The sequence below is a fragment of the Anaerofustis stercorihominis genome (assembly GCF_024623185.1).
Classification (GTDB): domain Bacteria; phylum Bacillota; class Clostridia; order Eubacteriales; family Anaerofustaceae; genus Anaerofustis.
Genome location: NZ_JANJZK010000008.1, coordinates 55,366 through 81,285, shown reverse-complemented (window position 1 = coordinate 81,285; position 25,920 = coordinate 55,366). Strand labels below are relative to the sequence as shown.

Sequence of the window (25,920 nt, the reverse complement as noted above, 5' to 3'; positions counted from 1 at the left end):
TCCATTATGAAAAAGGAGCATCCTAAGATACTCCTCTTTTCCTGAAAAGTATTTCTACTTTTCATTATGTGATTTTATGATTATATTAAGCGTTTTTAATAGCTTCTGTTAATAATGGAACTATTTTATTTAAATCGCCAACTACACCATAATCAGCAAAGCTAAAAATAGGAGCAGATTCATCTTTATTTATCGCAATGATAAGATCAGATTCTTCCATACCTGCAGCATGTTGAATAGCACCTGAAATACCGATAGCAAAGTAAACGTTAGGTCTAACTGTTTTACCTGTTTGACCTACTTGGATATCTTTAGCTACCCAACCGGCGTCAACACAAGCTCTTGAAGCAGAAACTTCACCGCCGATAGCTTCAGCTAAATCTTCCAATAACTTGAAGTTTTCAGCACTGCCAACACCACGTCCGCCTGATACTAAGATCTTAGCTTCAGAAATATCAACTTTATCTTTTACAGCTTTAACAACTTCTAATACTTCTACGCATTTGTTGTTTTTAGCAAAGTCAACTTTTACTTCTTCTACGTTAGCTTTTACATCTTTTGGTTCGATTTTTTGCATAACGCCGGGTCTTACTGTAGCCATTTGTGGTTTGTTATCAGGACAAACGATTGTTGCCATTAAGTTACCGCCGAATGCAGGTCTTGTAGCGTTTAAGAAAAGTTTACCTTCGTAACCTTTGTTTACGTTACCTAGTGCATTTTTAAATTCATCGATTTCAAGAACTGTACAGTCAGCTGTTAAGCCTGTAGCAACTCTTGCAGATACTCTAGGAGCTAAATCTCTACCGATTGCTGTAGCACCGTAAAGTACGATGTCAGGTTTGTAATTTTTAATTATTTCATCCATAGCGTGTGCATATGGTTCAGTTGTATATGTTTCTAAAGCAGGATCATCTACTACTAATACTTTATCTGCACCATATTTAGCTAATTCGTCAGCTAATCCTTTTACGTCTTTACCTAAAAGAACAGCTGTAACGTCTGTTTTTAAAGCAGCAGCAAGCTTTGTAGCTTCACTTGTTAATTCTAAAGCAACATTGTTGATTACACCATCAACTTGTTGCGCGAAGACAAATACGCCTTTATATTCTTCAAAACTCATTATTTCAATTTCCTTTCCTAATTAATTAGATAATATGTTTTTCCTTTAATTTTCCTACAAGGTATTCAGAAGCTGCATCAGCATCTAATTCAACCTTTTCACCTGCAGCTTTAACAGCTTTAGGGAATGATTTAGCAACGTTTGTAGGAGAACCGGCTTTACCGATTTTTTCATCTTCAATATCAACATCTTTTCTTGTAATGATTTGGATGTCTTTCTTGAATGCATCAAAAATTCCGCCCGGTGTCATATATCTTGCTTTGTTTAAATCGCCAAGAGCTGTGATTAGGCAAGGCATTTGAGCTTTTTCTACATGATAACCGTCATCGTATTGTCTTTCGACTGTGATGCTGTCATCTGTTACTTCAACAACTTTTTGAACATAAGAAATATTAGGGATATCTAAATGTTCTGCAATTTGTGGTCCAACCTGAGCTGTATCACCGTCGATAGCTTGTCTACCGGCAATGATTAAATCGTAATCCAATGTTTTGATAGCAGCAGCTAATGTATTTGATGTTGCAAGAGTATCAGCGCCACCGAATGGTCTGTCTGTTACTAATACACCTTTATCAGCTCCCATAGCAAAAGCTTCTCTTAAGATTTCTTCTGCAGCAGGAAGACCCATTGTAATAACAGTTACTTCTGCGCCAGTTTTATCTTTGATTTGAAGTGCAGCTTCAAGACCGGCTTTATCGTCTGGGTTCATGATAGCAGGAACGCCTTCTCTGATTAGAGTACCTGTTTTTTGATCAATTCTAACTTCATTTGTATCTGGAACTTGCTTAGCGCAAACTACAATTTTCACTATACTTCTCTCCTTTTCCTCTTATTATAATAAGCTTCCTGAGATTACCATTCTTTGTACTTCTGAAGTACCTTCATAGATTTCAGTAATCTTAGCGTCTCTCATCATACGTTCAACGTCATATTCTCTTGTGTAACCATATCCACCGTGAAGTTGAACAGCTTTAGTAGTAACATCCATAGCAACTTCAGCAGCATATAATTTAGCCATAGCAGCTTCAACAGAGAATCTCTTTTGAGTATCCTTAGCAATAGCAGCTTTGTATACTAACATTCTAGCAGCTTCTACTTGTGTTGCCATATCAGCAATTTGGAATTGTGTATTTTGGAATTTAGCGATAGGTCTTCCGAATTGTTTTCTTTCTTTAACGAATTCGATTGTAGCATCTAAAGCACCTTGAGCTAAACCAAGAGCCTGACATGCAATACCGATTCTACCGCCATCAAGAGTTTGCATAGCAATACCAAATCCTCTACCTTCTTGACCAAGAAGGTTTTCTTTAGGAATTCTGCAATCTGTAAAGATTAATTCATATGTAGAAGAACCTCTGATACCCATTTTCTTTTCTTTTGTACCAAAAGTGAAACCAGGTGTTCCCTTTTCTACGATAAATGCAGAGATACCTTTTGTACCTTTAGACTTATCAGTCATTGCAAATATTACATATGTATCAGCTTCTTTACCGTTTGTGATAAAGATTTTTGATCCGTTAAGTACATATTCATCTCCGTCTAAAACGGCTTTTGTTTGTTGCCCTGATGCGTCTGTACCTGCGTTTGGTTCAGTTAAACCGAATGCACCAAGTTTTTCGCCACTGATAAGTGGTCTTAAATATTTTTCTTTTTGTTCCGGTGTACCAAATTTTTCAATCGGACCAGCACCTAATGATGTATGTGCTGAAACGATAACACCTGTAGTACCGCATACTCTTGATAATTCTTCAACACATATAGCATATGTTAGAGAGTCACAGCCTTGTCCGCCGTATTCTTTAGGCATAGGAATTCCAAGGAATCCTAATTTTTGCATTTTTGCAACAGTTTCACTAGGGAAAACTTCTGTTTCATCTACCTCTTGAGCTAGAGGTTTTACTTCTGTTTCAGCGAATTCTCTGAAAAGAGTTCTCGCCATTTCATGCTCTTTACTTAATGTAAAATCCATTTGTTTTGAATCCTCCTATTTATAATCATAAAATCCTTTGCCAGATTTTTGACCTAATTGACCGCCACGTACCATTTTCTTAAGTAATGTGTGTGGACGATATTTAGGGTCACCAGTTTCAGTGAAAAGTACATTCATAATTGCTAAGCAAATATCAAGACCAATCATATCACCTAATGCTAAAGGTCCCATTGGATGGTTAGCACCAAGTTTCATAGCCGCGTCAATACCTTCTACACTGGCAACGCCTTCAGCGTAAATACCGATAGCTTCATTAATCATAGGAATTAAGATTCTGTTTACTACAAAGCCAGGAGCTTCAGCAACTTCTACCGGAGTTTTACCGATTTCTTCAGAAATTTTCTTAATTTTATCCACTGTTTCAGCCGGAGTATTTAAACCTGCGATAACTTCTACCAATTTCATTACAGGAGCTGGATTGAAGAAGTGCATACCGATGATTGGTCTGTTTACACCTGCTCCAATTTCTGTAACAGAAAGTGATGAAGTGTTTGTAGCGAAGATACAATCTTCTTTACAAATTTTATCTAATTCTTTGAATGTGTCTTGTTTGATAGACATAACTTCAAGTACAGCTTCTACGATCAAATCGCAGTCACCGCAAATATCTTTAACACCTGTTGTGATTTTTCCTAAGATTTCGTCAGCTTTGGCTTGTTCCATCTTGCCTCTTGCTACTCTTTTGTTTAAACCTGTTTCGATTCTTTTTTTACCGTTTGCTGCAAATTCTTCGTTAATATCACATAAGCAAACTTCATAACCTTCTGTTTGTGCGAATGCTTGAGCAATACCTGAACCCATTGCGCCAGCACCAATAATACCTACTTTCATTCTTATCCTCCGTATTAATTATTATTTATAGTCTAGGAATGATCCTAGACTATTTTTACTTATTTATAAACTATTTGTTTTGGAATTCTGCTTTACCTTTTTCAAGGAATGCTTTCATACCGGCTTTTTGATCTTCACTGTTGAAGCAATCGCCGAATAATTTTTCTTCAACTACTATAGCTTGATCCATATCTACTTGCAGACCGTCGTTCATAGCCTTTTTACAGTTTCTTACTGCAATAGGAGCTTGTTTTGCGATCTTTCCTGCTAATTTCATAGCTGCAGGCATCAATTCTTCAGGTGAGTAAACAGCGTTTACTAAACCTACTTCTAAAGCTTTATCAGCTTTGATGTTATATCCCGCATATACTAATTCTTTAGCCATACCGATACCGATTATTCTGCCGAGTCTTTGTGTTCCGCCAAATCCCGGTGTGATACCAAGACCTACTTCAGGCTGACCGAATACAGCTTTATCAGAGCAAATTCTTATATCGCAGCTCATTGCCAATTCATTTCCGCCGCCAAGTGCAAAACCGTTGATTGCTGCAATAACCGGAAGTGGGAATGTTTCAATCTTTCTAAAAATATCATTACCGAATTTACCGAAAGCTTCGCCTTCTTCCGCTGTCATTGTGCTCATAGCTCCAATATCAGCGCCTGCAACAAATGATTTACCTGCACCTGTTACAACTACTGCTCTTGTAGTATCTAAATCAATAGCGTCAAATGCAGCTTCCAAATCTTTTAATACTTCTTCATTTAAAGCATTTAAAGCTTTTGGACGATCAATAGTAACGATACCTACAAAACCTTCTTGTTCATACTTAACAAAACCCATTATTTAATATCTCCTTAAAATTAATTACTAATTTAAATTAGTCTCTTTCAACGATAGTAGCACAACCCATACCACCACCGATACAAAGTGTAGCTAAACCTTTTTTAGCATCTTGTTTTTGCATTTCATGTAATAATGTTACAAGGATACGACAACCTGAAGCACCAACAGGATGACCGAGAGCTATAGCTCCGCCGTTAACATTTAATTTAGATAAATCAAATCCTAAATCTTTACCAACAGCAACTGATTGAGCAGCAAAAGCTTCGTTAGCTTCGATTAAATCGAAGTCTTCAACTTTCATGCCGGTTTTAGCTAAAACTTTCTTTGTTGCAGCAACAGGTCCGATACCCATGATTGTTGGGTCAACACCTGCAAGTGCACCTGCAGTCCATGTAGCCATAGGTTTTACACCTAATTCTTTAGCTTTTTCTTCGCTCATAACAACTATTGCAGCTGCTCCGTCATTGATACCTGAAGCGTTACCTGCTGTAACTTTTCCGTCTTTATTGATTGGTCTAAGTTTAGCTAATGTTTCAGGAGTTGTTCCAGGACGAGGTCCTTCATCTTTATTAAATATGATTGTTTCTTTTCTCTTTTTAACTTCTACAGGAACGATTTCATCATCGAATTTTCCCGCTTCTTGTGCTGCAACGGCTTTTTGTTGACTAGCTGCTGCAAATTCATCTAATTCTTCTCTTGAAAGATTCCATCTTTCATCAACACAAATATTATCTGCTGTTTGAATCATGTGATATCCGTTGAATGCATCCCATAACGCATCATTAACCATTGTATCAACTAATGTTGCATTATTCATTCTATGTCCGTAACGACCGTTCATATCAGCATATGGAGCCATTGACATGTTTTCCATACCACCTGCTACTACGATATCAGCATCACCTGCATTAATCATTTGAGCAGCCATGTTTACACAGTTAAGACCTGAACCGCAAACTACATTGATTGTAACAGCAGGTACTTCGATAGGTAAACCTGCATCAATAGACGCTTGTCTTGCTACGTTTTGACCTAAACCAGCTTGGATTACGCAACCCATATATACTTGATCAACTTGGTCAGCCGGTACATTCGCTCTTTTTAGAGCTTCTTTGATTACGATTGAACCTAATTTTCTGGCAGGAGTCGTACTTAAAGTCCCACCCATTGTACCAATTGCAGTACGGCAAGCGCCTGCTAAAACTACTTTTTTTGCCATATTTTTTCCTCCTAAAATAAAACCTTTTTTTATCATAGCAAAGGCAAGGCTATGAACTTATATATATAAGCCGGTGTATTACCAAACTTTTATAAACAATAAATTACCAAACCCTTTATAAATAAAGGATTTTATTTGGTATTATATATAATAATTATATAATAATACCTAAAACATTACAATGAATATTTAATAATTAATCAATTTAAAAATAATATTGATTATTATTCTTTTTCATTTTTCATCTTTTCTCTAAGATGCATCGATAAAAATGCAAGTGAAGCCGCAGTATTCTCATGCTGGACGAGGATATTATCAGGAGCCACCAAATGACAAGGTGCAAAATTCCAAATAGCCAGTATCCCGCATTCTACGAGCTTATCACAAGCCTCCTGTGCGTTTTCTGCCGAAACGGTTATAATCCCTATATGTATATTATTTTTCTTACATACTCTATCAAGCATATCGATATGATATATAGGCTTCCCTTTAAATTTTTTACCGACCACTGCATCATCAACATCGAATGCCGCGACGATTTCAAGCCCATAATCTTCATAACCGTTATAAGATAGAAGCGCTCTTCCCAGCTGTCCCGCACCGATCAACACTGCCTTATCGGTTTCATCATAACCGAGAAATACTTTGATATCTGAAATAAGCGTATCGACATTATATCCAAGTCTTGGTTTACCGCCGGTCGAACTTATTGCAGCCAAATCTTTTCTTACCTGAACTTCATTGAGCTTTAAATCGCTTGCAATAGTCGGAGAAGATATATTTTTAACATTTTCTCTTTTTGCCCAGTTCAGATAGTTTAAATAAGAAGGTAATCTCTGTAATGCCTGTTTTGATATAGAGTATTTTTTCATTTTATGTATAGGCTCCCTTCTTATATATCAGTATTTTTTTATCAGTATAATTATACTGATTTATTCAAACTATGTCAACAAAAATAAACTTTATTTTAAAAATAAAAATGGTAAAAAAATGAAATAAAATAGAGGCTTTCACAGGTTATTATTTAGTGAAAACCTCTAAATCGGGAACTTTAAATTCATATCCGAAAACATTTAAAACTTTATCCGTTTCATTATTATTTTCTACAAGCAAATTGGAATTTGTATTTTCATAAGTATCATAGTACATATCGGTTAAATCATACACCAAATATCCGGCAAAAGTGATTATCATAATCAGTAAACAAATCATAATAGGTAAAGATATATTTCTTCTTCTATGCATTATTTACCTTTCATATCTTTTTTTATTACTTCACCGATAACTCGTCCCATAAGTTTAGCAGTATTTTTCGAATCCTGCAGATTATTAAGATTACTGCCTACTTCAAAAAGTATACTATTGCTGCTTAACCACTGGTTGTACCTATAAGGTTCTCTTTTGGTAACCCCAAGACAAATCGAAGGGTACATTTTGTCAAACTGATTATTTACTTTATCGGCAAATTTTAAATTCTTGCCGGAATTTTTATGATCCATACCTAACACTATCATCACCTTAGCAACATTTGTGCTTCCTACTTTTGCTTTATATTTCATATTATTATTTGAAGATGGAAGACCATCTCTATGTATATCAAAGACGTATTTTATACTCGGATTATCTTTTAATATTTTCTCCGCACTCTTCAAAGAATTATCATAAGCTGCGTTATAACTCGGGTAATCATGCTGAGATGTATCGTGAATACTTTCTATACCATATTCATTTTTAAGTACGTCAACCATTTCCTTACCGACCGCAACCATATTTTCATTATTATTCCTTGAACGATACGTCCCTTTATTCGTTTTATCTTTAAAAGATTCAGTGGCATGGGTGTGATATATCAAAACAAGCGGCTTATTTGTCGCTTTATTGTCGGTAGCTGTGCTGTCATTCATCTTCTTCTTGGCTGCTACCAATTTAGATGTATCATCCTTTGTATCGTTTGTCGTATCCTTTTTTATTTTAACTTCTTCATAGCCTGTCTCATTTAAATGTAAAAAAGGGAGTGCAGATACAAGTATGTTTTTTGTAAAGCCATAAGAACTTCCTTTTTTTTCTTTTTTTGCCGCATTATCATTCATCACCGCAACACTTTGTTTTAAAATATCTTTATATATAGCTGCATTTTTAGTTTTTTCATCTATATGGTTTTTTATACTTATTGGAATAGAAAAATTAAATATAAGTAAACACGCTAAAATAAACGCTTTATTTTTAAAAATTCCACTTAACACTTCGTCACCTTATTTCCTTTTATAGAATAATAAAGCTTTTCCATAAAAAACTTTGTTTATCTGTGTCATGTTATTTTTTTTAATAAAATTTTAATATAATTAATACATAAAAAATAATTTTTATATCTATTCCCTATAATAATGCTAAGAAATATATTGTATGAAGAGGTTTGTATATGTTATAATAATATAAACAAAAATAGTGAGGTATATAAATATGACTAAACAAAGAAGGCTTATTTATAGTATCATTACAAATTCCAAAGAACATTTATCAGCAGAAGAAATATATGAATCGGCAAAAAGAGAAATGCCCAATATCGCTATTGGAACGATATATAGAAATTTAAATTTAATGGTCAGAGACGGCGAAATAAGAAAAGTTGAAATACATAACGCTCCGGACAGATTTGATAAAAATATAAATAATCACGACCATCTTATTTGTGATGAATGCGGTAAATTAAAAGATATCGTTATAAAAGATTTTGATAAAATAATAGAAGAGCACTCGGTAGATAACATAACATCATATGACTTAAACATTCATTATGTCTGCCCTCAATGCAGCAAATAACAAGCATAAAAAAAGACCGATAATCGGTCTTTTTATTTTTTTACAAAACTATATCGAGTATACCAAGCGGCGTATCCGTAATATGAGTAGGGTTACACTTATCAATTTCATCTTTGGAGCCGTATCCGTAAGTAACACCTATAGTATCGAGTCCGTTTTCTACTCCGCCTTCAAGGTCATTATATCTGTCCCCTACCATTACTGCTTCTTTTTTATCTTCTACACCCATATGTTCAAGTGTCATTCTTATAAAGTCGCCTTTTGTACCTCTCGTTTGAGTATAATCATTACCGATAATGATTTCAAAATACTGAGCTAAATCAAAATGTTCAAGCTGTAAAATAGAAGGTTCTTCGGGCTTATTAGTAGCTATCGCCATTTTGATACCATTCTCTTTAAGAGTCTTTAAAAGCTTTGGAATACCTTCGTAAATCTTACATTCATATATTCCCTTTTCTTTGAGTCTCTTCATATGTATTTTCATTGCAGCAGCCCCTTCTTCTTCACTTAAACCATATTTTGTAATAATGGTTCTTGAAAGGGGAGGTCCTAAAAGTTTTCTTATATTATCAATACTTTCATCAATACCGGCTGATTTAAGTGCTTGCTGAAAGCATATACATATTCCTTCATGTGAGTCTAATATTGTTCCGTCTAAATCAAATACTATATATTTATATCCCATAATATCTACCTATCCTAATACAATATCGGCAATATCCAAAGGAGTTTTAGCGATATGAGTAGGGTTACATCCTTCGATTTCCTCTACTGATCCATATCCGTAAGTAACACCTATGGTATCAAGCCCATTTTCAACTCCGCCTTCAAGGTCATTATATCTGTCCCCTACCATTACTGCTTCTTTTTTATCCTCTACACCTATAGCGTCCATTGCCATTTTAATAAATTCTGCTTTTGTTCCTCTATTTTGTGCTTCATTATTTCCGACAATAAAATCAAAATAGTCTTTTAGTTTTAAATGTTCTAATTGCTTGATGGATATTTCTTCGGGTTTATTGGTTGCTATCGCAATCTTTATACCATTTTCCTTTAACTTATCCAGCATTTCAAACATTCCGTCGTAATACTCAGCGTCGAATATACCTTTGGTTTTCAAATAATCAAAATGAAGTTTCATAGCTGCCTTTCCGTCTTCTTCACTAAAACCGTATTTTGTGATGATAGTCTTTGAAAGAGGAGGTCCCAGCAACTTTTTAATGTTTTCCAAGCTTTCTTCCACGCCGTACGCTTTAAGTGCCCCTTGAAATCCCTTGCAGCTTCCAAGCTGTGAATCAACGATTGTTCCGTCCAGATCGAATATTACATATTTGTATCCCATATTCTTTCTCCTTTTATTATTTTATATTTTGTTTTAAATATTTAATAGCGCTTTGTAGTTGATTATCTTCTTTTTCAGATAATTGATTTAATGATTTCTTACTATCAAGTTTTACTGTTTCATCAGGCGTAATACCTTTTTTATGAATTTTATGTCCGGAAGGACTAACGTACTCATCGGAAGTTATGGTAACGCCCGAACCGTCAAGAAGAGATTTCACTTCTTGGATTATTCCTTTTCCGTATGATTTAACGCCCATTATCGTAGCCATTTTATTATCCTGTAATGCACAAGATAAAATTTCCGAAGATGAGGCAGAATTTTCATTTATTAATACAACAATTGGAACTTCAGCATATTCACTCGTCGTATCTTTTACAGTCTGAGTCTTTCCGGATTTGTTCGTCGTAGAAATAATAGTACTGTTTTCTTTTAATAATAAATTAGCTATTTCGGTAGCTTCGTTTACAAGTCCGCCGGGATTATCTCTCAAGTCGATAATAAGACCTTTCATATTCTTATTGGTATAATCATTATAATAATTGGTAAATTGTTTTCCGACTTTATCGGTAAATTCAGTTATTTTTATATAACCCAAATCACCTATCATTTTACCTGAGACCCTCTTCATATCAATATTGTCTCTGGTGATTTCCATAGTTATTTCTTTTTTATCTCTAAGAACGGTAACCGTTACCTTTGTATGTGTTTTACCTCTTAATTTTTTAGAAACATCCGAAGTTGAAGCTTTTGTGGTATCCATATCATCCACTTTTATTATTATATCCCCTGCTTTCATACCCGATTTTTCCGCGGGGGAGCCTTGAAATACAGAATCGACTACTACTTGACTGTTTTCATTATTCATTATTTGTATACCGACACCGGAATAATCACTGTCAAATCCTTCGGTATAAGAAGTAAATTCTTCTTCGGTATAATAAGTGGAGTACGGATCTCCCGTCCCTGCATATAACCCCTTAAACGCATAATCCCATAATTTTTGTTCGTCTAAATTTGTATAGTAATCTTCCTTTAGTAATTTTTCAAGAGAAACCAACTTTGTGATATTCTTAGCACTAGTAATGCTAGGCGTATTTATTAAAACTTTATTCCCTATTGCAAGATTACATGAAGATGTTATTAAAAAAGTAAGCAGATTTGTTACAATCACGATAGCAGCTACAATCGAAATGACGATAATCTTACTTTTATTCTTTTTATTATTTTCCATAAATAAGTTTCCTTTAAATGCTATTTTTTAACTATTATATTATATGTCAATGTCCCTTTAATATCAATATTTATTACAAAAGTTTATTTTTTATAGATAGTGAAATTTTGCTTATTTTAAAAGCATTATCATATATCATATTAATTAGAATTTAATTAAAATTTGTATAATTATAAAATATGGTGTTATAATTATCCTGCTTAAATATGTACAAATTTGAGGGGATTTGTAAAAAGTTTAAGAGGAAAGAGGAAACAAATTTATGCTAGGTATGAATTACAGATTAAAAGAACTGCAAGAAAATAATAAACCTATAAGAGTAGGTATTGTAGGTGCAGGACAAATGGGAAGAGGATTGATAAGTCAGCTTTATAAAATGAAGGGAATGACACCTTCCGTTATTTGTGATATAGATGTAGATAAAGTTTTATACGCATTCACAAAATCAAATATCACAAAAGATGACTACATAATAACAAACAAATTATCACAAGCAAACGACGCTATCAATAAAGGTAAAATCGTTGTCAGCGAGGATAAAAGCATAGCTTCATTCGTAGAAGGCACAGACGCAGTAGTTGACGCTACGGGTTTTACGGATATCGGGGCAGAAATAGCTATAGATACGATAAATAACGGAAAGCATATCGTAATGCTTGACGTTGAATCAGACGTGGTAGTGGGACCTATACTAAAACAAAAAGCGGATAAAGCAGGTGTTATCTATACAGGAAGTGCCGGAGACGAACCGGGGGCGGTAAAGGAAATGTTTGATTTCTGCGAAGCTTTGGCATTCGATATCAAAGTCATTGGAAAGGGTAAAAACAATGAAGTAGATCACTCATGTACACCTGACAGTATAAGAGATTACGCAATAAGCAGAGGCGTTAGTCCAAAAATGCAGTGTTCATTCTCGGACGGCACAAAAAATATGGTTGAACTTTGCTGTATGGCAAACTCTACAGGGCTCGTTCCGGATGTAAGAGGAGGTCACGGACCAAAGAGCGATATAAAAGAATTGGTTAAAATATTATCTTTAAAAGAAGAAGGTGGTATTTTAAATAATTACGGAGTTGTGGAATGGGTAAACGGAATCGCTCCCGGAGTATTCTGCATAATCTCAACAGACCTTGAATTCGTTCATCACGAACTTCAATATCTAAGAATAGGTGACGGTCCGAACTATGTATTATACAGACCTTATCATTTATGCGGAATGGAAACACCTCTTACAATAGCAAGAGCAGTGCTGGACAAAGCTAATACAATAGTTCCTATGAAAGGCTTGGTATGCGAAACGATAACTGTTGCTAAAAAAGACCTTAAGAAAGGTGAAAAAATCGACGGTATCGGCGGATTTTCTACTTATGGTACAATCGATAAAAGAGAAACCGCAAAAGAATTAAATGCTCTTCCCATTGGACTTATAAATTCAAATACGGTTATGGCAAAAGATGTTAAAAAAGGCGAAGTAGTAACATACGATGATGTTATACTCGATGAAGATTCTCTTGTCGTAAAATTAAGACAAGAACAAGATAAGATTTTTGAATAATGACCTTAAGAAATCCTTACAAATAAGGATTTCTTTTTTATAAATAGGAACTAAACCATAGGTTTACCAATTTCTACTTTGTATGGATATCCTTTATTTTAATGATAATTTATAATATAATTAAACAAAGATAAAGGAGCATTAAAATGGACAACGAAATGGGCAGGCTTATAAGCAGTCTGAGAAAAGAAAAAAACATGACTCAACAGGAACTTGCGAATAAATTAAATATAACGGATAAAGCAGTATCAAAATGGGAAAGAGGGCTTTCTTATCCCGATATATCATTGATACCGAAATTATCGGAAATATTGGATATCGACCCCAATAAATTGCTTGGAAGTAACTCAGGAAACGATACTCAAAATGAAATAAAAAAATCAAATATAAAAGATACTATAATGCTTATTTTTAAATGTGTCGGATTTGCACTCTCCGTAGGTACATTTGTACTAAATGTAATGGGTAAAATGAATACCGGAGACAGTATTAAACTTCTAAGTTTATCTCTGATATGTATTGGTATCACTCTTATAAATAAAGAATAATAAAAGGACTGTCAAAGGACAGTCCTTTCTATTTGCATATTATCCCTCGATCGAAATCATTCGTTTTCCTTCTATTTCTTTTACATCTTTCTTAGGGATAACTATTTTTAATATTCCGTCTTCAAATTTAGCACTGATTTCATCTTCCTTGACATCACTTCCCACATAAAAGCTTCTGGCACAGGAACCGCTGTATCGTTCTCTTCTGATGTACTTTCCTTCTTTGTCTTTTTCTTCCTTGTCAAGGTCTTTACTGGCACTGATTGTTAGATATCCGTCTTTTAATTCAGCTAAAATTTGGTCTTTTTTAAAACCCGGTAAATCAATATCTACTTCATAGTTATTGTCTTTTTCTCTGACATCGGTCTTCATAAGTTTTTTTTCATGTTTTCCGTACAATAGATTTTTACCGTCAAAGAAATCTTTTTCTAAAGGAAAGTCCATTAAATCATCGAATAAGCTTTCTGACAAAATTCTAGGTAACATCATAAGTCATTCCTCCTATCATATTAAATGTTTCCCAAATCTTGAACTACTTGGATTTGAATCTCTGTTGAAAGGTCCTCCTCTTTGTTCAAATATAATATACCACTTTTCTTTAGCACTGTCAAGAGGAGAGTGCTAATTTTATTTAATATTTTTACTATTTTGTAATATTATATTTGATTTTTAAATATTATGTTACAATTATACCAATATATCTCTTATAACCTATATTTTTCTATTAAAGATTACTAGTCATTTTTTCAACGGCAGTATCAATATCTTCTACGAAAAAGAAATCTCTGCCATTGTTGATTTCATATATAAAATCATTCAAAGCCTTACTTTTGAACTTTGAAAAATCTCCTATTACAGCAAACTTTATATTATAATTGATATATTTTTGAAGTAATTCCCCAAGTATTTTATTCTTCAAATCAAAAAGGACATCATCTACAGCTTCTTTATTTACTATTATATTATTTATTCCCGTCATATTTGAAACTTCCATAGCAAAATCCAACCCTGAATTTACATCATTTATCAATATATCTTCACTTTCGATAACAGAAATATCTTTATTGTTTTTGTTTATATTATATATTTTCATATCATATCTCCTTTTTTATAATATTTAAATTCTAACACGACTTTATTTTAAAATCCATATGTTTATTATAAGTATAACTACGGGGCGCGAAATCTCACGCAGTGAGGCGTAGTGCCCCATAAAAAAGACACCTTATAAAGATGTCTTTAAAGTTTTATAATTCTCTTTTTTCATATACTTTTACTGATATTAAAAATGAAACCATAAGTAAAACCACTGCTGCAATAGGATATACTATATTTGGTATACTGGAAAATATCCTAACAAAGATATCTCCGCTCTCTTCTGCACCGGCAGCCGTAGCTCCGAATATCCCTCCTACCAAAGCACAAAGGATTATCATTGCAAGTCTTCCTTTTTCAGCTCCGAATTTGAATATAATCGGAAAATTTACGGAATTGAATAGTATCGCGACCAATATCATAGGAAGCATAGAAGTAACCATTTCCGGTAACATAGATAAGTTGCCGTCAATAATCAAAAATGTTCCTCCCCTGAGTATTAAATATAATATACTCATAGAAAATATACCAATTAGAGATAATATATACTTGCTTAAAACCATTTCTTTTCTCGTATAAGGCATCGTGATAGCATAACTATCCCACTTGCTTTTTTCATCATAAGCCATAACGGTAATAGGAAGCATTGAGATAAATACTATTGCAAAAGCCAAGAAAAATGTCGAGCTTTCACCCATTATGGATATTATCATATAAATCAAACACAATAAAAGTACAAACCTGCATTGTTTTATAAGCTCATATAAATCTTTAATAATCAGACCTTTCATTTATTTAACCTCCTTAGCCATAAATACAATAATATCTTCAATATTCGGCTTTTCGAGTTTAAAAGCAGGGTTTACCATATCCTTTATAACCAAAGCCTCTACTCCGTAATCTGTTCTTCTCAAACCTTTTATTGCATCTCTATCAACATCGTCGAATTCTGCATTACTGCATTTCAGTATCCTATAATTTTCAAGAAGAATATCCTTTTCTTCCACAAATAATAATTTTCCTTTATGAAGAAATGCTATGTAATCACATAACTTTTCAAGGTCGGAAACGATATGTGATGAAATTAAGATCGAGTGACTTTCGTCTCTTGTAAAATCGTAAAACAAATCCAGTATTTCATCTCTTACTATAGGGTCAAGTCCGCTCGTAGCTTCATCTAAAATTAGTAACTTTGCGTCATGGGAAAGTGCAACAGCGATCATAAGTTTCATTTTCATACCTCTGGAAAAATCCTTAAAACTTTTTTTAAGAGGTAATGAAAATTTATTTATATATTCAAAGAATACTTTTTCGTCCCAGTTTTTATAAGTATTTCGCATTATCACATTGACTTGCTTCGCATTGACGCCTTCCGGAAAATGAGCTTCATCCAAAACGACACCGATATCTTCTTTGGTAGCTTTAAAGTTATCCTTATTGCTTTTTCCTAAAATGTTGATTTGTCCTTTATCAGCATTTATAGCATTTAATAATAGTTTTATCGTCGTACTCTTCCCTGCACCATTCTCACCAATAAGCCCCATTATATATCCGCTTGGTAAAGCAAGACTTATATCATCCAATTTAAAATCTTTATATTCTTTAGTCAATTTATTTATTTCAATAGCATTCATTTCTATTCCTCCGCCATAAGCTTAAACATTTCAAATAATTCTTCAGTATCAAGATCACACACCTTTGAAAGTATGATTATCTCTTTTATATATTCTTCTATTTTCTTAAGGTTTTCTTCTTTGATAAGTTTAGTGTTCTTCTTATTAACAAAAGAGCCCTTGGCCTTTAAAGTATAAATATATCCGTCTTTTTCAAGTTCATCATAAGCCCTTTTTGTGGTTATTACACTTATCCTTAAATCTTTAGCAAGACTTCTGATAGAAGGAAGAGGATCTCCTTCCTTTACTTTACCCGAGACAATCAAATTCTTGATTTGTGTATAAATTTGTTCATATATTGGTTTATCGTCGACATTACTTATAATTATATCCAATATCCTCACCTCGTTTTCTGTATATATACAGTATATACAGTTATAACAGATATGTCAAGTAAAATATTAAAAAATAAGCCTTTTTAAGGCTTATTTTTATATTTGTTTTTTATTAAATATAGGTACTGCCGAAATAATAAATACAATGCACATAACAGTTAATGTTATTAAAGCAAATTTAAAATCTCCAACCGATAATTTGTTTTGCAGTAGTGACATATTATCATTGATTAGTTTCAAGGGATTATATCTTTGTATCTTAGGAATTATATTAATAAGGAATAATACCACAGTTACTCCCCCGGTAAACAACAATACACCATAATTGCCATTAAACATACTGCTTGCAAATATCATAACAGATATTATAAATATTCCAAATATATAGTACATCAAAGCAGCATATATAATATTATTTATACTTTCAGGAAAAAGATAAATCGTATAAATATAAGTAACCACAAAATATAGTATATATGAAAAAGTCCACATTATTATCATAGTTAATAATTTAGAAATTATAACATTTGTTCTGCTTAAACCTTTAGTCAGCATATTTATGAGAGTACCGTTACTTATCTCGACAGTCAAAATCCCGGAAAATACAATTACAAAAACTATAAGACACAAAGGCAGATTTTTATAAAACTGCATCCATGAATCAATCGCACCCGGCTCCGGTATCGTCATATTCATTCCTTCAGGCATAAAATTTTCAACAAGCAGCGGAGTCAGTTTAGCAATTACAGGGTTCATCATGGAAAATACCAAGAATACTGCCGCAATTATAAGTATTTTATATGTCCTAAAAAGCTCCAAAAATTCTTTTTTAGTAAAGGCCATAAAACTTTTCATTTTACCACCTCCATAAATAGATTTTCTAAAGTAGGCTCTAATATTTCGATTTTAGCTGGAAGTATATTTTCTTTCCCCAGTTCATAAAGCACATACCTTTGTACTTTATTTATATTATTTGATGAAATTAAAACATTTTTTCCTTCCACATTGATATGCTCTTTATAATTAAGTATCTTTTCAAACATCATAAATTTATCTAAATCAGTTTCTTCTATAAATTCTATGGACAAAACATCTTTTCGTTTACCTTGCTTTAATTTCTCAACTTCACCGCTAAGAGCGATATTGCCTTTATGAAGGATTGCTATACTGTCACATATCTTTTCAACATCGGATAAAATATGTGTTGAAAAGATAACGGTGCTTTTTCCTTTTATCTTTAAGAGAATATCTAATATCTCTTTTCTTCCCACGGGATCAAGTGCAGATGTAGGTTCATCGCAAATCAATAGCTTTGGTTCATTTAATAGTGCCTGAGCTATACCGAGGCGCTGTTTCATTCCCCTCGAAAAACCACCTATTTTTTTATTATTATTTTCCAGTCCTACGAGATTTAATATTTCCTCAATTCTATTCTTTAATATTTTACTATCCATCCCCGTTATTTCGCCGCATAATTTAAGGTATTCCGTAGGTCTCATATATCCGTAAAAAGCGGGGACATCGGGCAAATAACCGATGTATTTATTCGTTTTGGTTTCTCCGTAATAAACTTCTTCTCCGCAAACTTTGATTATCCCGTCATCTTTTTTAAGTAAACCCAAAATCATCTTCATTGTAGTTGTCTTTCCGGCTCCATTTTCCCCCAAAAAGCCAAAGATTGATCCTTCCTGCACAGAAAAAGATATATTGTCTATTATTTTATTGGAACCAAAACTCTTTGATAAATTTTCTATTATTAAACTATTCATCTATTCGTCACTTCTTCCAAAAACAAAGTAAACCACAGGACCTATTATTTGAATAAATAATACTATAATAACCCAAACAGGTCTGTTTAAAATTTTATAGTTATCATGTCTAAGTACATGCACCAATGCCGTTATCATAAGAACCAATTCTATAATTATAATCGGGATCAAAAATGGTAAATATTCGCCTATATTACTGATTGTATTCATTTTAATTATCTCCTAAATTTATTTTTAGTTCATTAACTATATTTTGAAATTCTTTTTTTTCTTTTAGCCTTTCAAAATCAGAATCCATGTCAATTACATTTACTAAATCGTCTTTAATAGCTTTTTCACTTCTCGGAGCATTTTCCCCCAAATCGAAATCTTTAAACCAAGCGTCAATCATGTTAAAATAATCATCTCCATGTAACGTACAAGGGAAGAAATCTTTTACAGCTACATCTTTATATTTTCTGATTATTTTAATTGCTTTGTCAGGGTCATCAAAACCCATATATAATTTTGCAGCAGCATAGTAAACTTGTATCATAGAATTTGGATTTAAGCGATTTATATGATATGCCTCGTTTAATTTTTCAAGCCTTTCTAATGTTTCTTCGAAAACTTCTTTATTATCATTATTTAAAGAAAGGTATACCAGCATATTCCCAACCAAGTCCATCAAATTTTGAAATACTGTTATTTGTGTGATTTCTTTTGCCTTATCATAATTTCCCATAAGCTCATAAGCTCTTGATATAAGGGAATCACTGTTAGCTGTGGGAACAATATCTTCTCCTAAAAGTTCTATAACTTGTTCGGGTTTTCCGGTCATTAAATATATATTCGCTTCCAAAATAACACTTTGTTTTACTATAGAAATATCTTCACATTCACTTTTTATTCTTTTCAATAAATCTAAAATAGTATTGATTACTTTTTGAGATTTTTCTTCACTGCCGGCTAATGTATAATGATTTATTAATAAAAGTACCATTTGAAGCAGTAAAGGAAAACATGAATAGTATTCTTTTATTATTTCATCACATTTATTAAAGACAGTATTAAAATCATTTTTTGCAAAGTCCTCAGCTAAACTATGGTAAATCTTTCTTATCTCTTCTTTTGTGAGATTAGGATTATAGCCAAGTAATTCATCCAAAGAAATGTTATAAAATGTAGCAAGTTTGGGAAGGAATTCTATATCCGGATAGCTTCCTCCGGTTTCCCATTTAGAAACCGAAGCCTTGGAAACTCCCATATAATTTGCAACATCTTCCTGCGTTAGCTTCTTTTCTCTCCGTTTTCTAATCAATATATTTGAAATATTTATTTCTTTCATTTTATTCACCTCTTAATATTATTATATTTGTAAAGAAAATATAAACAATGGATTTAAAGTTAATTTCAGTTAATAAAATCAACTAATAGTTTACTTTAATGATTTATTTTTATTTTATTAATAAATTTCCGTATAAATCAACAAATTCCATACCTTATTTTAAAATAAATATCTTAAATCACTATCTTATTTTAAGAAGTATTTACATAAATATTTCAATATGTATTACATTTTATGACACTATTTTTATCTTTTATAACAGCAAAATAAATAAGTATAAAATATTTGATATATTATTCTTACAATTAAATTATTAAATAAGGAAATAAATCATAAAAAACTTATAAAATTATTATGTAAGTATCAGGTCTTGTATTTATTACGACTCGATGCGGTGGAGAATTACAATCTATAACATTTACTTTAAATTCAAACGGTGCGGATGTAAAATTGTTTATCGAAACAGAAGAGGATTAAATAACAAAAATCGTTCATACTTTTAAGGTAAACACTAAGCAATATATTACATATCAGCTTAATCAACTAAATAAAGTAATCAAAAAAACTTATAAAAATATTAAAAGTGTAAAATAAAAATTAGAAAAAAGTAAATTAAATACGTTAAAAAATTACTAGCCTAACTAATCAAGAAATATAAGGCAAGCAATATCGACGAAATTACTGCCAATTACCGGCACAAGTGTTAATATAACAAAATGATTATTTAATCAAACAAAATAAAGTTTACATAAAGATATATAGAAATTTAAAATAACATATTAAAAAATAAATTGACAAATTTCATACTATATATTACGATTTAATTAATAAGAAATAATAAAATAGGGAGAACGAAAAAATGAAAAAATTTCTAAAAGTAGTACTGGCATTAGGTCTTGTATTTATGATGACCGGATGCGGTGCAGAACCACAATCAGCAACATTTAATTTAAATTCAAATGGTGTAGAAGTAAAAATGGTTGCAGATGCAGAAGGTGATACAATCACAAAATTAACTCAAACATCTACAATAAATACAAAAAATTTCAGTAGCAGCCAAATCAAACAGTTAAAAAAAGTAGTCGAAGAATCAAAAGAGACTTATAAAAATATTAAGGGTATTACATATAAGGCAGAAGAAAACGGAGATAAGATTGTAGAAACGATTATTATACCAACAGATGAAGAAACATTAAAAACAGTAATATCAAAGGGATTACTGCCTGTAACAGGTTCAAGCGGTGATGTAAAGAAATTATCATTGGATAAAACCAAAGAAAGTTTACAAAAAGCAGGCTGGACATTAGAAAAATAATATATTAAAAAATGCAGTTAAATTAACTGCATTTTTTTATGAAAATTAATACACATTATTTTTTTACCTTTGGAAGAGACCATTTATATTTTCTTGAAAGAAGCCTTATAAATATAATAGAGAAAATACCTATAAGAACAGATATATCAGAATTCACATTATTTTTAAGCATTACCAAATAAAGTCCTCCGCCTACTATGCAGGCAAGAGCATAAATCCTTTTTCTGAGAACAAAGGGTATATCCGAAACCATTATATCCCTAAGCATTCCTCCCCCGATCCCCGTAATTACACCTACAAAAACAAGAAGAAAATTATTATAGGTAAATCCGGCAAATATAGCCGAGTTCATACCCAGTATCACAAATACACCAAGCCCGATGGCATCAAACACATTAAGAGCATTATTAAATAAACTTATATGATCTTCAATAAATTTATAATTATAATAAGAAAATATAAATACAACTAATGCCGAGACGGCAGCAAGAGCCGCATATGTCCCATTTGTAAACATATTAGGAGGCAACATACCGAGTATTATGTCCCTTATTATCCCTCCGCCAAGTGCGGTCGTAACACCTAAAACGACAACACCGAATACGTCCAGATCCTTTTCTATAGCAACCATTGCTCCCGATATTGCAAAAGCTATTATTCCAATAATTTCACATATATTTATAAACTGTTCTGTAAAAATAAAATTCATAATTCTCCTTATTTATATCCTATTACATCATACGGAGTAATAAGACCAATTAATCTTTCATTTTCTTTACCATTTTCCGTAATAAAAATTACCCCTATTTTGTCATTTCTCTTATATGCATTATATAGCATATCTTCTATTTCTATCATTAAAGTATTTTTATGTACAAAAAGAAACTTTTCGAGTATTGGATTATCAAGTGATAAATATCTTTTTATATGAAAAAATCTGGTTTTATCATTTATTTCATCTATACCCTCATCAAGTACACACTGAAAAACCGTGTTTTCCCCAAATACTCCTCTAACTATCCCATTCTCATTCATTATAGGGATATGGCTGATTTTTTTACTATCCATTTTATTCATAAAATCAAGTACATTATCTCCTATATAAGCTTTTATAATATCATTATAACCAACAGCAAACTCTATAGCTTTCTTTGGAGTTTCTATTTGCTTTAAGACATTCATTAAAAGCTCTATCATGGAATTACTGGGCTCAATTGCATATTCATCATTTACTTTGGGATTATGCTGAAGTATATTTCTTATTTCCTTACAGTATTCAAGCTCCCTTCTGATATGTTTATAACATTTTAAATTGATAAGCCTGCTTATACTCTTCCCGTCTTTAGGAAAATTATATTCAACCACAGCAGTCTGCTCCAATCGTTTATAAAGCTGCAGGAATTCTTCTGTTTTGTTCATAAGCTCCTCCTTTCTATATTATACACATACTTATCTATAAAATAATATATAAATTTATATTATAAAAAAAGGAACCTTTATAGGTCCCTTTAATATTAATCTATTACATAATCCACCGAAACACTGGTTTCTCTTACTTTATGCATATAAGTCTTTACTACATCAACATGATATGGGTCATTTTGATAAGCATCAAGAGCTTCTTCATTATCCAAAACAACTTCCAAAATAATATCATAAGACCTGTCGGAATGAAGGAAATCTATGCCCACATTGATATCCTTGATCATATCCACATGACCTTTCATAGACATCAGCGTTTCCTTAGCCATCTTACATGATTTCTCGCTATTGTCTTTTAATTTAAAACAAACGATATGTTTTATCATATATATCCTCCTACAGTTCCTTTAACTTTTCTACAGCTTTATCTACATAATTTTTATTCAAATCTTCGATTTCGCCCTTGTCGCATTTTTCAGCTATTTCCGGGTCTATAGGAATATTTGCAAGAACATCTAAATTATACTTTTCAGCTATTTCATCTACATGACTCTCACCGAAAACATTTATCTTTTTACCGCAGTCCGGACATTCAATATAGCTCATATTCTCAACCAAACCCAAAACTTTTACATTCATCATATTTGCCATATGAACAGCCTTTTCCACTATCATGGAAACAAGCTCCTGAGGAGATGCAACTATTACTATCCCGTCAACAGGAAGCGTTTGAAAAACGGTAAGAGGAACATCACCTGTTCCGGGAGGCATATCCACAAACATATAATCTATATCTTCCCAAATAATATCTGTCCAAAACTGACCTACAGCTCCTGCAATAACGGGACCACGCCATACGACAGGCTTTGTATCATCATCCAAGAGAAGGTTTATAGACATTATATCTACTCCGCCTTTACTGCTTTTTGGATAAGCGCCCTCTTCAGTCGCATATACATTTCCGCTCACTCCAAATATCTTTGGTATGGAAGGTCCGGTTATATCGGCATCTAAAATACCGACATTATAACCTTCCTTTTTCATCTTGGAAGCCAAAAGCGAAGTAACGAGAGATTTACCTACTCCCCCTTTACCGCTTACGACTCCTATTACTTTTTTTATATTACTTTTTTTATGTGGTTTTACTAAAAAGTCTTCTTTCGTTTGTTCTCTTGAAGAACAATTAGCAGAACATGTTGAACAATCATGTGAACATTCACTCATATCAATACCTCTTTAATTATAAAAATATACATTTTCTATACATTATAGCACCATTATGCTTATTTTTATACATTTAATATTGATTTTTAGTACAAATTGAGTGAAATAAATAAACCATAATCATTATTTATATACCCTCTCAAGCCTTTCACCCAGCCTGCTTAGTACTTCATTGGTTATAGTATCAATGCTACAAGCCATATCCGCTACGCTGATTTCCCTATTCCCTGATTTTCCTATAAATATGACTTCGTCATCTCTTTTTACATCTTCAACGTTTGTGACATCTATAAATAATTGGTCCATACATATCCTTGCGATTATGGGAACTTTAATACCTTTTATCAATACACTTCCCTTTTTATTTGATAGCCTTCTTGAAATACCATCGGCATACCCAATGGATACAACAGCTATCTTACTTTTTTTCTTCGCTTTAAAATCCAGTCCGTAACCTATAGCTTCATCTTTTAAAAGCGTCCTTACTACCTCTACCCTCGCCTTTAATGACAAAACGGGTTTTAATGTTAAATCAAGCACAGTTATATCATTTTTATTGCTTAATACACCATAAAGTGCGATACCTACTCTAACGTAATCATATTTTAAATCGGGGTAATTGAGAACTCCATAACTTCCCTGAAGATGAAATTTTAAATTTAAATAACCGTTTTCTTTTAGTACTTTTACTATATTATTAAAATGATTTATTTGAAGTTTTGTAAACTCTATATCATTTTTATCCAAACTGTCACTTACACATAAATGACTAAATACCCCATTGACATCTATATTTTTAAAACTCAATATCCTTATTATTTTTGTTATATTTTCAAAATGTTCTCCCAGCCTATGCATTCCCGTATCTATTTTTATATGAACCTTTATATTTAAACCACATTCATTTATTAAACTTGCATACTCATAATTAATTATTGTTTGAGTCAAGTCGTAATCTTTGATTAAGTATATATTTTTTAAATGAGTGTACCCCAGTATAAGTATTTCTCCCCTTATCCCTGATTTTCTAAGCTTTATACCTTCAAATACCGTTGCCACACAAAAATATAAAACACCCATTTCATTTAAAGCTTTCGCAATTTCTACATCACCATGTCCGTAAGCATTAGCTTTTACTGCAGGCATTAATTCACATCCCTTAGGCAGTACTCTTTTAAACTCATTCACATTATGTTTCAAATTATCTATATCCAGTTCTATCCAAGCCCTGCCTTTATCATACATTTTTATTCTCCTTATATTTAATAAAGAAAATATTTATTAATACTGCACATGTATAAGATAAAATACTGACAGTTATATAATTTAAAACAGAATTCTCAGTAAAAATACTCATAAAATCAAATACTTTCACAGCCATTCGTACAGCCAATATAAATATTGGGTGGATTATATAAATATACATTGAAATATTTCTAAAACCTTTATTTTGTTCCCCTTTAATACTCAAAAGAATTTGAAAGAAGAAAAACATTGAAGGCAGTAAAAATATATACATACTGGTATGTCTTTGGATATCAAAATGATGAAGTATCAAACCTTCAATAAGCATACATACCATTGAAATAACAAAATAAATCATATCTTCTTTTGCTTCAGCTTTGAATGATATTTTTCTAATAAGTACCCCCATAATCAAAAATATCGGAGCATAAAAAATACCGTTTCGTGTAAAAGAAGTCAATTTAAAAATAACATCATAAAATTCATTTATAAAATAAATATTCTTTATAAGTCCGTAATAACTATCTCCCATTAAACCAAATATATATAACAATAAAGAAATAATGAATATCTTTTTGATACTAAACTTTTTACTTAATAAAAATACAAATATACATCCCACGATTACAGCCGGAAGATACCATAAATGATAAAATGTACCGTCTAAAAATATTATTCTTATAATACCTATAATACCAATATTCGAATAAAATTCTCCCGCATAAATATTGATCGGAAGATATATTATTATGGCAATAAGATATAAAAATAATGTCTTCTTCAAAAATTTAAATAAATTTAAGGTATCATCATTATTGATGACTACGGGATACAAAACAAAGTATCCCGTAGTCATCAAAAAGAAAGGAACAGCTATCCTGCATAAAACATATGTAAAACCAAAATCCAATGTAATATTTATACTGCTAAGAGGTCCTATGTGTATGGCAATGATTAAAAATGCGGCTATCATTCTAAAATAATCTATACCATTATATTTAAAGACTTTCAT

31 protein-coding genes are annotated in these 25,920 nt (G+C 32.1%); 4 read left to right on the top strand and 27 right to left on the bottom strand.

All coding sequences use genetic code 11. The features are described from left to right. Positions 1-85 precede the first annotated feature (85 nt). From NSA01_RS06285 to spoIIP, 9 genes are all read right to left on the bottom strand, one after another. Positions 86-1,120, bottom strand: a complete 1,035-nt coding sequence (locus NSA01_RS06285; protein ID WP_257480643.1) for an electron transfer flavoprotein subunit alpha/FixB family protein — start codon at positions 1,118-1,120, stop codon at positions 86-88. Positions 1,121-1,145: 25 nt separating this feature from the next. Beyond that, entirely contained in the window at positions 1,146-1,928 is a 783-nt protein-coding gene (locus tag NSA01_RS06280) for an electron transfer flavoprotein subunit beta/FixA family protein (protein ID WP_007049988.1), read from the bottom strand. A gap of 24 nt (positions 1,929-1,952) precedes the next feature. Next, on the bottom strand, positions 1,953-3,089 hold the full coding sequence (locus NSA01_RS06275) for an acyl-CoA dehydrogenase (protein WP_257480642.1): 1,137 nt from the start codon (positions 3,087-3,089) through the stop codon (positions 1,953-1,955). A 15-nt stretch (positions 3,090-3,104) separates the two neighbouring features. Next, on the bottom strand, positions 3,105-3,941 hold the full coding sequence (locus NSA01_RS06270) for a 3-hydroxyacyl-CoA dehydrogenase NAD-binding domain-containing protein (RefSeq protein ID WP_257480641.1): 837 nt from the start codon (positions 3,939-3,941) through the stop codon (positions 3,105-3,107). 70 nt (positions 3,942-4,011) lie between these two features. Next, a complete protein-coding gene (locus NSA01_RS06265; protein WP_007049991.1) occupies positions 4,012-4,782 on the bottom strand; it encodes an enoyl-CoA hydratase-related protein in 771 nt (256 codons plus the stop codon). A 37-nt stretch (positions 4,783-4,819) separates the two neighbouring features. After that, entirely contained in the window at positions 4,820-6,004 is a 1,185-nt protein-coding gene (locus NSA01_RS06260; RefSeq protein WP_257480640.1) for an acetyl-CoA C-acetyltransferase, read from the bottom strand. A gap of 224 nt (positions 6,005-6,228) precedes the next feature. Beyond that, a complete protein-coding gene (locus tag NSA01_RS06255; RefSeq protein WP_257480639.1) occupies positions 6,229-6,876 on the bottom strand; it encodes a redox-sensing transcriptional repressor Rex in 648 nt (215 codons plus the stop codon). Between the two features lie 148 nt (positions 6,877-7,024). Continuing rightward, positions 7,025-7,249 carry a hypothetical protein gene (locus NSA01_RS06250; protein WP_007049994.1) on the bottom strand — a complete coding sequence of 75 codons (225 nt, stop codon included), beginning with the start codon at positions 7,247-7,249 and terminating at the stop codon, positions 7,025-7,027. Continuing rightward, the gene (gene spoIIP / locus NSA01_RS06245) at positions 7,249-8,247 is read right to left on the bottom strand and encodes a stage II sporulation protein P (protein ID WP_257480638.1); all 999 of its coding nucleotides are present in this window, start codon (positions 8,245-8,247) and stop codon (positions 7,249-7,251) included. The genes NSA01_RS06250 and spoIIP overlap by 1 nt, the downstream gene beginning before the upstream one ends. Positions 8,248-8,464: 217 nt before the next feature. Between spoIIP and NSA01_RS06240 the strand changes: the two genes are divergently transcribed. Continuing rightward, positions 8,465-8,824: a Fur family transcriptional regulator gene (locus NSA01_RS06240; RefSeq protein ID WP_257480637.1), complete on the top strand. Its 360-nt coding sequence runs from the start codon at positions 8,465-8,467 to the stop codon at positions 8,822-8,824. A 40-nt stretch (positions 8,825-8,864) separates the two neighbouring features. Here the strand turns inward: NSA01_RS06240 and NSA01_RS06235 are convergent, their stop codons facing one another. Genes NSA01_RS06235 through NSA01_RS06225 form a run of 3 tightly spaced genes read right to left on the bottom strand, consistent with a single transcriptional unit; the run spans position 8,865 to position 11,400 of the window. Beyond that, on the bottom strand, positions 8,865-9,509 hold the full coding sequence (locus NSA01_RS06235) for an HAD hydrolase-like protein (RefSeq protein ID WP_257480636.1): 645 nt from the start codon (positions 9,507-9,509) through the stop codon (positions 8,865-8,867). A gap of 9 nt (positions 9,510-9,518) precedes the next feature. Next, on the bottom strand, positions 9,519-10,166 hold the full coding sequence (locus NSA01_RS06230) for an HAD-IA family hydrolase (protein WP_257480635.1): 648 nt from the start codon (positions 10,164-10,166) through the stop codon (positions 9,519-9,521). Positions 10,167-10,182: 16 nt separating this feature from the next. Continuing rightward, positions 10,183-11,400: a S41 family peptidase gene (locus NSA01_RS06225; protein ID WP_257480634.1), complete on the bottom strand. Its 1,218-nt coding sequence runs from the start codon at positions 11,398-11,400 to the stop codon at positions 10,183-10,185. Positions 11,401-11,662: 262 nt separating this feature from the next. Between NSA01_RS06225 and NSA01_RS06220 the strand changes: the two genes are divergently transcribed. Both NSA01_RS06220 and NSA01_RS06215 read left to right on the top strand, forming a co-directional pair. Further along, entirely contained in the window at positions 11,663-12,955 is a 1,293-nt protein-coding gene (locus NSA01_RS06220; protein WP_257480633.1) for an NAD(P)H-dependent oxidoreductase, read from the top strand. A gap of 146 nt (positions 12,956-13,101) precedes the next feature. Beyond that, a complete protein-coding gene (locus NSA01_RS06215; RefSeq protein WP_257480632.1) occupies positions 13,102-13,503 on the top strand; it encodes a helix-turn-helix domain-containing protein in 402 nt (133 codons plus the stop codon). 39 nt (positions 13,504-13,542) lie between these two features. On the opposite strand, the gene NSA01_RS06210 is transcribed toward NSA01_RS06215, so the two are convergent. From NSA01_RS06210 to NSA01_RS06170, 9 genes are all read right to left on the bottom strand, one after another. Then, on the bottom strand, positions 13,543-13,992 hold the full coding sequence (locus NSA01_RS06210) for an Hsp20/alpha crystallin family protein (protein WP_257480631.1): 450 nt from the start codon (positions 13,990-13,992) through the stop codon (positions 13,543-13,545). A gap of 235 nt (positions 13,993-14,227) precedes the next feature. Next, on the bottom strand, positions 14,228-14,596 hold the full coding sequence (locus NSA01_RS06205) for a DUF4180 domain-containing protein (protein ID WP_257480630.1): 369 nt from the start codon (positions 14,594-14,596) through the stop codon (positions 14,228-14,230). 154 nt (positions 14,597-14,750) lie between these two features. Next, entirely contained in the window at positions 14,751-15,389 is a 639-nt protein-coding gene (locus tag NSA01_RS06200) for an ABC-2 transporter permease (protein WP_257480629.1), read from the bottom strand. After that, a complete protein-coding gene (locus NSA01_RS06195) occupies positions 15,390-16,232 on the bottom strand; it encodes an ABC transporter ATP-binding protein (RefSeq protein ID WP_257480628.1) in 843 nt (280 codons plus the stop codon). Between the two features lie 2 nt (positions 16,233-16,234). Then, complete coding sequence (locus NSA01_RS06190) at positions 16,235-16,606, bottom strand: GntR family transcriptional regulator (RefSeq protein WP_257480627.1); 372 nt, start codon at positions 16,604-16,606, stop codon at positions 16,235-16,237. A 96-nt stretch (positions 16,607-16,702) separates the two neighbouring features. Further along, positions 16,703-17,461 (bottom strand): ABC transporter permease, encoded by a 759-nt coding sequence (locus NSA01_RS06185; RefSeq protein ID WP_257480626.1) that lies wholly within the window; start codon positions 17,459-17,461, stop codon positions 16,703-16,705. After that, the gene (locus NSA01_RS06180) at positions 17,458-18,375 is read right to left on the bottom strand and encodes an ABC transporter ATP-binding protein (protein WP_257480625.1); all 918 of its coding nucleotides are present in this window, start codon (positions 18,373-18,375) and stop codon (positions 17,458-17,460) included. The genes NSA01_RS06185 and NSA01_RS06180 overlap by 4 nt, the downstream gene beginning before the upstream one ends. Further along, positions 18,376-18,585, bottom strand: a complete 210-nt coding sequence (locus NSA01_RS06175; protein WP_257480624.1) for a PLD nuclease N-terminal domain-containing protein — start codon at positions 18,583-18,585, stop codon at positions 18,376-18,378. It abuts the gene before it with no gap. A 1-nt stretch (position 18,586) separates the two neighbouring features. Then, positions 18,587-19,702, bottom strand: a complete 1,116-nt coding sequence (locus tag NSA01_RS06170; RefSeq protein WP_257480623.1) for a helix-turn-helix domain-containing protein — start codon at positions 19,700-19,702, stop codon at positions 18,587-18,589. A gap of 859 nt (positions 19,703-20,561) precedes the next feature. On the opposite strand from NSA01_RS06170, the gene NSA01_RS06165 reads away from it, so the two are divergent. After that, positions 20,562-21,017, top strand: a complete 456-nt coding sequence (locus tag NSA01_RS06165; protein ID WP_257480622.1) for a DUF1307 domain-containing protein — start codon at positions 20,562-20,564, stop codon at positions 21,015-21,017. Between the two features lie 55 nt (positions 21,018-21,072). Here the strand turns inward: NSA01_RS06165 and NSA01_RS06160 are convergent, their stop codons facing one another. The 6 genes from NSA01_RS06160 to NSA01_RS06135 form a co-directional block, all read right to left on the bottom strand. Continuing rightward, the gene (locus NSA01_RS06160) at positions 21,073-21,726 is read right to left on the bottom strand and encodes a trimeric intracellular cation channel family protein (protein ID WP_257480621.1); all 654 of its coding nucleotides are present in this window, start codon (positions 21,724-21,726) and stop codon (positions 21,073-21,075) included. Between the two features lie 8 nt (positions 21,727-21,734). Next, positions 21,735-22,436, bottom strand: coding sequence for a CBS domain-containing protein (locus NSA01_RS06155; protein WP_257480620.1), 702 nt, complete (start codon positions 22,434-22,436; stop codon positions 21,735-21,737). 95 nt (positions 22,437-22,531) lie between these two features. Then, positions 22,532-22,825, bottom strand: a complete 294-nt coding sequence (locus NSA01_RS06150; protein WP_257480619.1) for a Dabb family protein — start codon at positions 22,823-22,825, stop codon at positions 22,532-22,534. A gap of 10 nt (positions 22,826-22,835) precedes the next feature. Continuing rightward, positions 22,836-23,663: an Mrp/NBP35 family ATP-binding protein gene (locus NSA01_RS06145; protein ID WP_257480618.1), complete on the bottom strand. Its 828-nt coding sequence runs from the start codon at positions 23,661-23,663 to the stop codon at positions 22,836-22,838. Positions 23,664-23,786: 123 nt separating this feature from the next. After that, the gene (gene vanT / locus NSA01_RS06140; RefSeq protein WP_257480617.1) at positions 23,787-24,908 is read right to left on the bottom strand and encodes a serine racemase VanT catalytic subunit; all 1,122 of its coding nucleotides are present in this window, start codon (positions 24,906-24,908) and stop codon (positions 23,787-23,789) included. Next, positions 24,901-25,920, bottom strand: coding sequence for an acyltransferase family protein (locus NSA01_RS06135; RefSeq protein ID WP_257480616.1), 1,020 nt, complete (start codon positions 25,918-25,920; stop codon positions 24,901-24,903). The genes vanT and NSA01_RS06135 overlap by 8 nt, the downstream gene beginning before the upstream one ends.

What these genes read in the sequence shown, in the direction of transcription:
- NSA01_RS06285 (WP_257480643.1), bottom strand. Translation starts at nt 1,120, where the DNA reads ATGAGTTTTGAAGAATATAAAGGCGTATTTGTCTTCGCGCAACAAGTT.
- NSA01_RS06275 (WP_257480642.1), bottom strand. Translation starts at nt 3,089, where the DNA reads ATGGATTTTACATTAAGTAAAGAGCATGAAATGGCGAGAACTCTTTTC.
- NSA01_RS06270 (WP_257480641.1), bottom strand. Translation starts at nt 3,941, where the DNA reads ATGAAAGTAGGTATTATTGGTGCTGGCGCAATGGGTTCAGGTATTGCT.
- NSA01_RS06265 (WP_007049991.1), bottom strand. Translation starts at nt 4,782, where the DNA reads ATGGGTTTTGTTAAGTATGAACAAGAAGGTTTTGTAGGTATCGTTACT.
- NSA01_RS06260 (WP_257480640.1), bottom strand. Translation starts at nt 6,004, where the DNA reads ATGGCAAAAAAAGTAGTTTTAGCAGGCGCTTGCCGTACTGCAATTGGT.
- NSA01_RS06255 (WP_257480639.1), bottom strand. Translation starts at nt 6,876, where the DNA reads ATGAAAAAATACTCTATATCAAAACAGGCATTACAGAGATTACCTTCT.
- NSA01_RS06250 (WP_007049994.1), bottom strand. Translation starts at nt 7,249, where the DNA reads ATGCATAGAAGAAGAAATATATCTTTACCTATTATGATTTGTTTACTG.
- NSA01_RS06240 (WP_257480637.1), top strand. Translation starts at nt 8,465, where the DNA reads ATGACTAAACAAAGAAGGCTTATTTATAGTATCATTACAAATTCCAAA.
- NSA01_RS06235 (WP_257480636.1), bottom strand. Translation starts at nt 9,509, where the DNA reads ATGGGATATAAATATATAGTATTTGATTTAGACGGAACAATATTAGAC.
- NSA01_RS06230 (WP_257480635.1), bottom strand. Translation starts at nt 10,166, where the DNA reads ATGGGATACAAATATGTAATATTCGATCTGGACGGAACAATCGTTGAT.
- NSA01_RS06225 (WP_257480634.1), bottom strand. Translation starts at nt 11,400, where the DNA reads ATGGAAAATAATAAAAAGAATAAAAGTAAGATTATCGTCATTTCGATT.
- NSA01_RS06220 (WP_257480633.1), top strand. Translation starts at nt 11,663, where the DNA reads ATGCTAGGTATGAATTACAGATTAAAAGAACTGCAAGAAAATAATAAA.
- NSA01_RS06215 (WP_257480632.1), top strand. Translation starts at nt 13,102, where the DNA reads ATGGACAACGAAATGGGCAGGCTTATAAGCAGTCTGAGAAAAGAAAAA.
- NSA01_RS06210 (WP_257480631.1), bottom strand. Translation starts at nt 13,992, where the DNA reads ATGATGTTACCTAGAATTTTGTCAGAAAGCTTATTCGATGATTTAATG.
- NSA01_RS06205 (WP_257480630.1), bottom strand. Translation starts at nt 14,596, where the DNA reads ATGAAAATATATAATATAAACAAAAACAATAAAGATATTTCTGTTATC.
- NSA01_RS06200 (WP_257480629.1), bottom strand. Translation starts at nt 15,389, where the DNA reads ATGAAAGGTCTGATTATTAAAGATTTATATGAGCTTATAAAACAATGC.
- NSA01_RS06195 (WP_257480628.1), bottom strand. Translation starts at nt 16,232, where the DNA reads ATGAATGCTATTGAAATAAATAAATTGACTAAAGAATATAAAGATTTT.
- NSA01_RS06185 (WP_257480626.1), bottom strand. Translation starts at nt 17,461, where the DNA reads ATGAAAAGTTTTATGGCCTTTACTAAAAAAGAATTTTTGGAGCTTTTT.
- NSA01_RS06180 (WP_257480625.1), bottom strand. Translation starts at nt 18,375, where the DNA reads ATGAATAGTTTAATAATAGAAAATTTATCAAAGAGTTTTGGTTCCAAT.
- NSA01_RS06175 (WP_257480624.1), bottom strand. Translation starts at nt 18,585, where the DNA reads ATGAATACAATCAGTAATATAGGCGAATATTTACCATTTTTGATCCCG.
- NSA01_RS06170 (WP_257480623.1), bottom strand. Translation starts at nt 19,702, where the DNA reads ATGAAAGAAATAAATATTTCAAATATATTGATTAGAAAACGGAGAGAA.
- NSA01_RS06165 (WP_257480622.1), top strand. Translation starts at nt 20,562, where the DNA reads ATGAAAAAATTTCTAAAAGTAGTACTGGCATTAGGTCTTGTATTTATG.
- NSA01_RS06160 (WP_257480621.1), bottom strand. Translation starts at nt 21,726, where the DNA reads ATGAATTTTATTTTTACAGAACAGTTTATAAATATATGTGAAATTATT.
- NSA01_RS06155 (WP_257480620.1), bottom strand. Translation starts at nt 22,436, where the DNA reads ATGAACAAAACAGAAGAATTCCTGCAGCTTTATAAACGATTGGAGCAG.
- NSA01_RS06150 (WP_257480619.1), bottom strand. Translation starts at nt 22,825, where the DNA reads ATGATAAAACATATCGTTTGTTTTAAATTAAAAGACAATAGCGAGAAA.
- NSA01_RS06145 (WP_257480618.1), bottom strand. Translation starts at nt 23,663, where the DNA reads ATGAGTGAATGTTCACATGATTGTTCAACATGTTCTGCTAATTGTTCT.
- vanT (WP_257480617.1), bottom strand. Translation starts at nt 24,908, where the DNA reads ATGTATGATAAAGGCAGGGCTTGGATAGAACTGGATATAGATAATTTG.
- NSA01_RS06135 (WP_257480616.1), bottom strand. Translation starts at nt 25,920, where the DNA reads ATGAAAGTCTTTAAATATAATGGTATAGATTATTTTAGAATGATAGCC.